Here is an 8,405-nt window from a genome sequence, read left to right on the forward strand (position 1 = left end):
TAATAATTCAAAATTTATGGATATTGCTGAGGTATTGAAATCCTATTTCCTAATCACTCTTAAGTTGTTTTTGTCTTCGTAATCAAAACTGTTTTTGGTTAGGTAGATTTTTCCTTTTAAATCAATAGTATGATTGTCAACTATAATAATCGGACTTTTCTCAAAATGTTCCAAAAAAATAACATGAAATACAATAAGATAAAGGATTTGCAATTTTTCACCTGTAAGTCCTATTTCTACCTCATTATTATATATCTCAACGATTTTTTCGGGTGGTTCGTAATATAGGCGATGAAAGTGAAATAATGTAAAATCTTCTTGATTCGGAGATTCTTCATTTATAAGGAGATTTTCTTTAATCTTGGAATTAATTTTCATAATAGGGTCTCGAATTATTGGCGTAGGTTCCTCTAAAATATCTACTTTCTTATGTTTTTGAAACAAGCTGTAAATTAATAAACCAGCCCAAATAACATCGACAATATTCCAAATCTCTCGACCAAGTGAAACTTTTAGAAAAGGATTGATTAATAAGGCAGAAATCAACCAAATGAAAAACCAATTTCTGTTTTTATTGTCTTTTTCCTGATATGCTAAAATTCCAAACCCAACCATCCCGATAAATCGAACAAACTCATAAAACCCATAATTCCAATCTAAGAGGCATAGAAGGAGCAGGATTGTTAAGGTTATTTTAAGGATTTCTTTGATTTTCATTTTTAAAAGATTGATTATAAATATTTAATTAATCTATTTCAAAAGAATCTTCCTTTAATTCAATCGTAATATAAGTAAAGCAAACTATATAAATAACACACTGTATTACTGTTAGAATTTTTTCAAATATTGAGAATTCTATTTCAAAAGGATTTACAAATACTAAGTAGTTAGCAAATGCTACTATTAAAAATATAATACTCCCAATAATAAACAAAGGAATTTTTTTGTTTTTTAAAGGGTATACATGCAATGAAGCATATATGCTTGTGGGAATTGCAAATAAACTTACCACAATTTCAGTCCATAAAGGATTAATAAATTCGAGTGAAATTAAATCAAAGATGTAAAAAATGATTTTATAAACAATTCTCGCAAGTAATAGAACTAAAAAGAATACTGGAATAAATCCTAAGAATCTAACGATTTTCAAAATCATATTTTTATTGTTTAATAAATTCGTCAATAGCCCATTCTCCATCATCAAATATTTCTTTAATTCTAAGAGTAGATTCGTTCATTACAAGAATTTCATAGTTTATCGTTTCATCATCCCACTCATCCTCTGTATAGTTCATTGTTAATGAATTTCCAGAGATTGACCAAGTGCCTCCACCTTCTGGTACATCATCATATTTAAATATAAAAGTGCCGTTATTAGAAAATTCAACTGAGATTGGCTCTGTAATAAGATACCATTCCTGATTGTTAAAATCACTGGCTTTATATCTGTAGGAATTCCATTCACCAACAATTGGACTATTGCTGTTAGGATTGTCATCATCACTTGAACAGCCTGTTAAAATGAAAAGTGTTGCTAAAAGCACGAAAAAAAAAGTTCTTGTTTTTCATAATAATTGATTTTAAATTAATGAGGTAAAATAATTTTGATTGAATAGAATTTCATTATGGTTTCCCGTAATTCTTAATGAAAAATGATTTTGATTAGTGAATAAAACAGATAAATGTCAATTAAAAAAGATATTATTCTCGTTTTATTTATTAGGCTTTGAAATCTAAAAAAGTAATATCCATCAGGATTTAATCTGAATAATAATCCTCTAAACAATCCAAATATTAAAGCTGAAACCGTAAATACTTCAAGTAAGAAGAAAATTGCAAAAAACCATTTATACTTCACCCCTAGCATAATTCCACAAAACAAAATAAGAATCAATATTAAGTTTTCATATGTGTAAAGTATCCTCTGAAAAGCACTAGCTGGTTTTAATTGCCAATTAATTGGGCTTTCAAAAGTTGGGTTTATCCGATGTTTGAGAAATTTATGATTTGTCTGGTTTATCATCAAATAAAGAATCATAAGTACGTGGATGTGTAAAGGAAAGGTAGATATATAATCTTTCATAGTGAGGAGTTATTCACCCAGTCCCAAAGTGATTTTTAGTTAATTGTAAAAAGAAAGCGTGGAACTGTAGCCTATCGTAACTGAGGTACTGGAATACCCAATGCACAAATAAACTAAGCCCATGCCAGAGCGTGAGCGGTAGTCCATTTATCTTGTGCATTTAAAAATTTCCAGTTTTCAGTTACAAGAATAAATAGCTAACGCTAACTTTATTTTTAATTCAAATTTTTTACTTCAATATTCTTTAATTTTTATTAAGACAAATATAGAGATGTTTTAGGATTAGAACAACCATACTTTAATCGAAGGTAGAGGGTTGCGAGGATGCAATTTAGCTACTTTCTTTGTTCAGGTGACACAAAGCATCGCTGAAGGTGAAAAAGTTTGCAAAATTGCGCATACTGCACACATACGGATAGAATTTACCAATACTCTTCCCCCAACTGCACCTCGAAGCCGAAATGTTCATTTAACAATCTTTGAAAGTCAGTTTTGAGAATAGCAGCTTTGTCTTCCGTAGTGCTAAGACTGTCATGTCTTGAAATCAGAACCATGTCAGGGTGCTTTCTGGAAATTTTCTTACAACAAGTATCTAAAATGAATTTTGATTCCATTCGTTGTAACAGGATTGGTAAATCTTTATGACTATTTTTTTTCAATACATCCAAAACTTTTGTTACCACAGGAAACATCTCCCGAAATACTCTAACAGCCTGATTATGTTTTTTTGGATTACAATACAAAGCGTTTATAGTTATTTTCTTTGCACACTTTCTAAGATTGGTAAAGGGATGTGCTTTGAGCTGATTGGTTTTCTTGTTGTAAAGTTTAGCATAGAACAAATCACCATCTTTCCATACTAGTCCTAAGTCAAAATGTTTCTCTCCAACTTTCTCATAAATCAATCCCGATTGAATAAGATTGCAAAACTGGTTAATGTTCTGAACATCAGAATCATCCATTGAATTTAACAGGATTGTAGTAATATAATATACCATTGTACTTATATCTATAACATCTTTATTATTTATACTGTTAGTAATACTCTTATATAAATACTTTTTATAATCCTCATTACCTTGTTGTTTTAAGAAATAAGTATCAATGATTAATTTCAATAGTTTTGTTAAGAATAATGGTTGAGAGTTCTTTATATCCAATTCAATTAATCTTGATTCATCATAAGTTATAAAATTTCTTATGTCAGATGGTGCAGATACGAAGTAGTGATGTAATCGATTATCCTTACCATCTCTTGAATAATCTTTTTTCATCATTTCAAAATTTTCTATATAAAGAGTTCTTTTATCTCTTCTATCTTCTTCATCTGAGTATGTGTCATTTACATATTTTAATGCTGCTTGCTCATCCAGCTTAAAATCATCCTTGTTCAACCACTTCGTTAAATAAGGAACAGTCCTGTTTGCGGAAACTTTTCGTTTTTCGTTATTTTTAAGTATTTTCCTTATCAGTCTTTTATTTTTTATTTCAACAATTTGATTCCCTGAACTAAAAGATTTGGATGTTTCAAAATGTTTTGATTTATCATAATCACAAATTCTATATTTCCTGCTGGAGCTTGCTCCTCTTCCTTTATTATAAATATGTGGTTCTGATTCAATCAGCCCTATTTGTTCTAAAAATTTTAGATGTTCACTACATTTATATTTGATTTTATACTTTGTTGTATCATATAGCTTTCTTAAAAGTGCGGCATTTAAAGCAACCCAATATTTCTTGTCAATATCTTTGTCAGAGTAACTTTTGCTGTGGATTAAGAATAAAAGATAAGCTGCTAAATCAAAGCTTATGTTTTCATCTTCCTTGCAGGACTCTTTCAATTTGTCATACAGAAATTGAGGCAGCGATATAAAATAGCTGCCTCTTTTTAGATTTGCAATCATAAACTTTAGGATTTAGATTGATTTAACTCTTCAAATCTTTTTAAAGCTCTCCCATAGGTTCTGCATGTCCATGCCCAAACTCCAAAAGAATTAGAATTTGGATATCTTACCTGTGAAAACCTTCTGTTTACTTTTCTTTTGAAGACTTCATAGTGTCTTCCTCCATCAACCGCATAGATATAAGCCTTGTCGGACTTCAAAATCTGTGTGAAACAATATCCGCTTACTTCACCTTTTCCTGCAAATTCCGTTGGTAATTCTTTAATCTCTCCCATAGCCATCATTTTTTAATTTAACCATAGCCTGTTCAAGCTCGCCTCTCTTAAATCTGACTTTACTACCGATGTAGTACGGAATAATTTTCCCTTCTCTTCTCCAATTGTCTATTGTAGAAATAGATACTCCAAAAAATTTAGCGGATTCTTTACGAGTTAGAAGTTTATCATTTGAGGAGGTGTGTGTAAAAATCTTTTTGAATTCCTCTAATTTTTTTCCAACAGCTTCTGATATGAGCTGTTCAAATTGTACAGGTGTAACCTGTGTTAATAGTATACTTTCCATATTATTTATTTTGGAAAGCAATAAAATGAGGAGTTTGAGGAACAGCGAACTAAATAAAAATAATAAAACAAAAATATATCACTAATAATCAGTGTACTACATTTTGTTTGAGCTGTTTTTTACTTATTTTTGAGGAATGGATTCAAAAGTTTTGAGAATATCTTTGATTTTTTCTGGGGAACTTGGGAGTCTATCAATTCCCCTTCTTGTATTACTTCTAAATTTTGAGACCTGCGCAGGTGTCTTTTCTACATTATTAAATAAAAATCTTGAAGCCCACCAGATATTATATTCATTTCCATTTCTTAGGTCTGGGATAAAGTAGGGTTCTAATTTATTTAATAAATCAGCAAAGTCGTTTAATGTGCCATTTTGAAGATTTACTTTTTTTAATGGTGGAGCGTTGTTATATGTAAATATTTCTTTGAATATGTTGAAATCTACAATATAAGGGTCAATGAATACTTTGAGCTCTGTGTAGAACTCTGAAAAGAAATCATAATTTCTGTTACCAAATACTGTTAATGGAATGTCTGAGGTTTCGAAAGTTTTTAAAAATGGGTGTGTTTTGTAAAGAGAGTTAATTAAATCTTTGAGGATTTCTTTATGAAATTCGTATGCCCATATTTCATGAGAAGTTTCATATATTGAATCTACGTAATAGTCATTCCGATTATCATTCTCATACTTCTTTTCAAAATCTTTTAGTTGTACATTTAGAATGAAAATTTCAGAATTGAGAGAAAAAATTTTTAATCTCAATTTTTCGATAAAGGAAAGTAATTCTCCTCTGTATTGCTCAACCTCTTGCGTTTGTAATTGTCTGGAATTAAAATATTCAACCGTTTGAGAATACATTTGATGAAGAAAATCTTTGAACTCGTCAAGAGAAATTTCTTCGATTAACTTTTCTAATTCATCCAAAGGCTCAATTATTCCATTTGTTTTTTGTAGATTTCTTTTGATGATTTCAATATCTAACTTACTAATAAGTTGTTTTCTGTATAGTTCTGAAATATTATTTAAAAGACTGCTGAAAAATGAAATTTTTTCTTTCATTTTTCGTTTTTGCTGAAATCCATTTCTACCACTTGGTAAATTGTTTTTCAGGAACTCAATTTGTTCATTGATTGGGGTAAATATTTTAATGACAAGTATTGCGGAGAAAATATCCTCTTTTTGCGAATTTTCGATTAGCAGGTCGAAAATATTGTCGTTTAATTCGGAATTTAGTTGGGCAAACCTTTCTTTGTTGTCAGATTGGATTAATTCCTGCACAAGTAAGTCAATATTTGAAACAGCTTGCTTCACTATTCTAGTGCTTTGATAATTCTTATCATTGTGTCCTTCACGTTTTCAGAGATGAAGTCAATAAAAGGTTGTTTGTCTCCATCAACTTGTGCTTTTTCCAATACATCATAATATTTAAGCCTATCTACAGAATCACCTTTTAAAATTGCAATAGGGAAACCATTTTGAAGTAATACCAAATTCATTAAAAGGCGAGCTGTTCGACCATTGCCATCAATAAAAGGATGAATGGTCACGAGTCTTTCGTGTAATTCTGATGCTAACTGAACGGGATGCAAAGTGTTTTTAGCTTCTTCGTACCATTCAAACATCTTAGCCATCTCATCTTTTACAAGTAAGGGTTGAGGTGGAATATGTCGTGAACCACTGATAAGAACTTGGACATCCCGATATTTTCCAGCATTTATATTATCAATGCCTTGTAAGATTAATTTGTGAATATCCAGTAGGGTTCTTTCATTTATCGGTTCGTGATTAATTGCAACCTGCTTTATAAAGTCAATAGCAAATTTATGATTAGTAGCTTCCAGATGTTCATTTAAAGATTTACCGCTAATGGTTAGTCCTTTTTCAATTACCAGAGCTGTTTCTTGAAGGGTTAATGTGTTTCCTTCGATTTTGTTGCTTTCGTAAGTATATTCAATATCAAAAGCTTCTGCAACCTTTGGGCTTTGATTTGCACGAAGAGAATCTAATCTATCTTTTAGCTGGTCAAGTTCTTTGTAATTGTGAGACATCATTTTGATTTATGTTTGTAAAATTATGGATTTAATGATGAACTTTTTGATATTATTAAATCACAGCAAGTCTTTTTCTTCTTTGGTGTAATTCGTTCATTTTTTCAAATGCAAGTTCCACATAAACTTCACTGTCTACATTTATATATTCTCTAAGCATTTTCTCGGTGGTGTGTCCAGTTACCTGCATAATAAGCTCAACAGGAATGTGAGAGTAATAATTTGAGGCAAAAGACCTTCTCAATGTCCTCGTTGTAATTCCTTTATATTTAGGTTGTATGGTCTTAATATATCTTCTGGTTTTAAAATCTTTTACTTTTTGACTTATCTCCATTTCAGTAGGCTCATTGATTTTGGCTTTTTTACAGATTATTTTCATCAGTCGGTTAAGTTTGATATCCTCATTCTCATCATATTCTGTTTTTGGATTACCGTATTTGTCTATATAATAATTCAGTCTGTCATTTTTGATGATTTTAACCCACTTTTTCGTTTTACTTGTCTTAAATTCCCAATATTCAATTCCTTGAATGTGAGTTTTCAGATTTTTAGCACACAATTTTCCAAAGTCTGAAAACCTTAATCCTGTTTCCGAACCTATTAAGATGCATTTTTGTATCTCTCTCAATTCAGGGTCATTGCTTAAGTCGAGTTTGTCAATTTTGTCTAATTCTTCAAAAGAGAGAGGGATAACAAATTTATCTTTCATCTCTTCCTGTTCTTTGTAGCTGGAAAATCTAATTTTATTTAACCTCGAATGTATTTTAATGTTTTCTTCATCCAATTCATAAGAATACTCAATTGCTCTTTTCATGCGCTTCAAGTGTCCTATTATAGTAGATAATTTATATTTCATCTCCAAAATTCCCCATGATTTGAAGTCATCCACAAACTTTTGGTTGAAATCAGAGATTTTGAACTCATATTCTTTCTTGTTAGTCTTATTATAGTATTCCTGATAATTGGATAGCCAACTTTCAGTTGTCTTAAACTTTTTCAGTTCCTTTTTATTGGTTAAATATTTTGAGAAGATTGAATTTATTGCACTGGATAAAAGATTTTTATTTCTGATTTCGTTTTCAGCCTCAATCTCTTTCAGTCTTTTAGTTTTTTCATCAAAAATTTTCTCTTTACTATCTATTACATCGCTATTTTTTATAACTGCCGATTTGAACCATTCTCTTGTAATAGGAACTCCACTGTTAAATTCTGACATAAATTGTTGTTCAAGTCGTTCTTTGAATTCAATAAGTTCCTCTTTATGTTTTTTTAATGTTTCATCTCCTCGTAAATCTTCAAGTTTACGGTGTGCTGTTTTACTCACACCGTTTTTTGTTGTTCTATATATCCAGTATTCTTTTTTTGAAATATAAGGTGTAGTTAAGGTGTAATCAATTGGACTATGAAATAATCGGATAGAGATTTTTGCACTTTCTTTTTTGCTTCTGAAATGATAAGTAAACGATGCCATTAATTAATGATTTAATTATTGCAAATATAATTATTGTAACATTATTTGTAACAATAATTCTCAGATTATTTAATGCTAGTTAATATTATCTATTATATAAATAGTTATTATATAGTGTATTAGATATTAATATGAGTTTAAGCAGAGTAGATGCAATTGATAATTTGAATCCTGTCGAGGTCACAAAGTAAAAACCCTAAATAATTCATTTGAAATTGTTTAGGGTTTTTTCTTTTAAGCAAAAAAAAAGAGGCTGTCTCAAAAGTGAGATAGCCTTTTTTATAAATAAAAAAAGGAAAGCCAAAGCTTTCCCAATTGAAGCAATTTTAGTAAATTGC

Annotated in this window: 9 protein-coding genes; all 9 read right to left on the reverse strand. The window is 30.1% G+C overall.

Annotated features, from left to right (window positions below; genetic code table 11):
- Positions 1-42: 42 nt before the first annotated feature.
- Positions 43-717: a DUF6804 family protein gene (locus ABID46_RS12445; RefSeq protein WP_354510593.1), complete on the reverse strand. Its 675-nt coding sequence runs from the start codon at positions 715-717 to the stop codon at positions 43-45.
- A 28-nt stretch (positions 718-745) separates the two neighbouring features.
- The gene (locus ABID46_RS12450) at positions 746-1,156 is read right to left on the reverse strand and encodes a hypothetical protein (RefSeq protein ID WP_354510595.1); all 411 of its coding nucleotides are present in this window, start codon (positions 1,154-1,156) and stop codon (positions 746-748) included.
- Between the two features lie 4 nt (positions 1,157-1,160).
- Positions 1,161-1,544 (reverse strand): lipocalin-like domain-containing protein, encoded by a 384-nt coding sequence (locus tag ABID46_RS12455; RefSeq protein ID WP_354510597.1) that lies wholly within the window; start codon positions 1,542-1,544, stop codon positions 1,161-1,163.
- A gap of 961 nt (positions 1,545-2,505) precedes the next feature.
- Positions 2,506-3,987, reverse strand: a complete 1,482-nt coding sequence (locus ABID46_RS12460; RefSeq protein WP_354510599.1) for a hypothetical protein — start codon at positions 3,985-3,987, stop codon at positions 2,506-2,508.
- A 5-nt stretch (positions 3,988-3,992) separates the two neighbouring features.
- The gene (locus ABID46_RS12465) at positions 3,993-4,262 is read right to left on the reverse strand and encodes a hypothetical protein (RefSeq protein WP_354510601.1); all 270 of its coding nucleotides are present in this window, start codon (positions 4,260-4,262) and stop codon (positions 3,993-3,995) included.
- A complete protein-coding gene (locus ABID46_RS12470) occupies positions 4,249-4,548 on the reverse strand; it encodes a helix-turn-helix domain-containing protein (protein ID WP_354510603.1) in 300 nt (99 codons plus the stop codon). Before ABID46_RS12470 ends, ABID46_RS12465 begins: the two co-directional genes overlap by 14 nt.
- 123 nt (positions 4,549-4,671) lie before the next feature.
- On the reverse strand, positions 4,672-5,859 hold the full coding sequence (locus tag ABID46_RS12475) for a hypothetical protein (RefSeq protein WP_354510605.1): 1,188 nt from the start codon (positions 5,857-5,859) through the stop codon (positions 4,672-4,674).
- Positions 5,859-6,596, reverse strand: a complete 738-nt coding sequence (locus ABID46_RS12480; RefSeq protein WP_354510607.1) for a Fic family protein — start codon at positions 6,594-6,596, stop codon at positions 5,859-5,861. The genes ABID46_RS12475 and ABID46_RS12480 overlap by 1 nt, the downstream gene beginning before the upstream one ends.
- A 55-nt stretch (positions 6,597-6,651) precedes the next feature.
- Positions 6,652-8,067, reverse strand: coding sequence for a tyrosine-type recombinase/integrase (locus ABID46_RS12485; protein WP_354510609.1), 1,416 nt, complete (start codon positions 8,065-8,067; stop codon positions 6,652-6,654).
- Positions 8,068-8,405 lie beyond the last annotated feature (338 nt).

The organism is Moheibacter stercoris (assembly GCF_040545805.1).
In the GTDB taxonomy this organism is placed as follows: domain Bacteria; phylum Bacteroidota; class Bacteroidia; order Flavobacteriales; family Weeksellaceae; genus Moheibacter; species Moheibacter stercoris.

Excerpts from the sequence above, each read along its gene's own strand:
- ABID46_RS12465 (WP_354510601.1), bottom strand. The coding sequence starts at position 4,262 with ATGGGAGAGATTAAAGAATTACCAACGGAATTTGCAGGAAAAGGTGAA.
- ABID46_RS12480 (WP_354510607.1), bottom strand. The coding sequence starts at position 6,596 with ATGTCTCACAATTACAAAGAACTTGACCAGCTAAAAGATAGATTAGAT.
- ABID46_RS12445 (WP_354510593.1), bottom strand. The coding sequence starts at position 717 with ATGAAAATCAAAGAAATCCTTAAAATAACCTTAACAATCCTGCTCCTT.
- ABID46_RS12470 (WP_354510603.1), bottom strand. The coding sequence starts at position 4,548 with ATGGAAAGTATACTATTAACACAGGTTACACCTGTACAATTTGAACAG.
- ABID46_RS12460 (WP_354510599.1), bottom strand. The coding sequence starts at position 3,987 with ATGATTGCAAATCTAAAAAGAGGCAGCTATTTTATATCGCTGCCTCAA.
- ABID46_RS12450 (WP_354510595.1), bottom strand. The coding sequence starts at position 1,156 with ATGATTTTGAAAATCGTTAGATTCTTAGGATTTATTCCAGTATTCTTT.
- ABID46_RS12485 (WP_354510609.1), bottom strand. The coding sequence starts at position 8,067 with ATGGCATCGTTTACTTATCATTTCAGAAGCAAAAAAGAAAGTGCAAAA.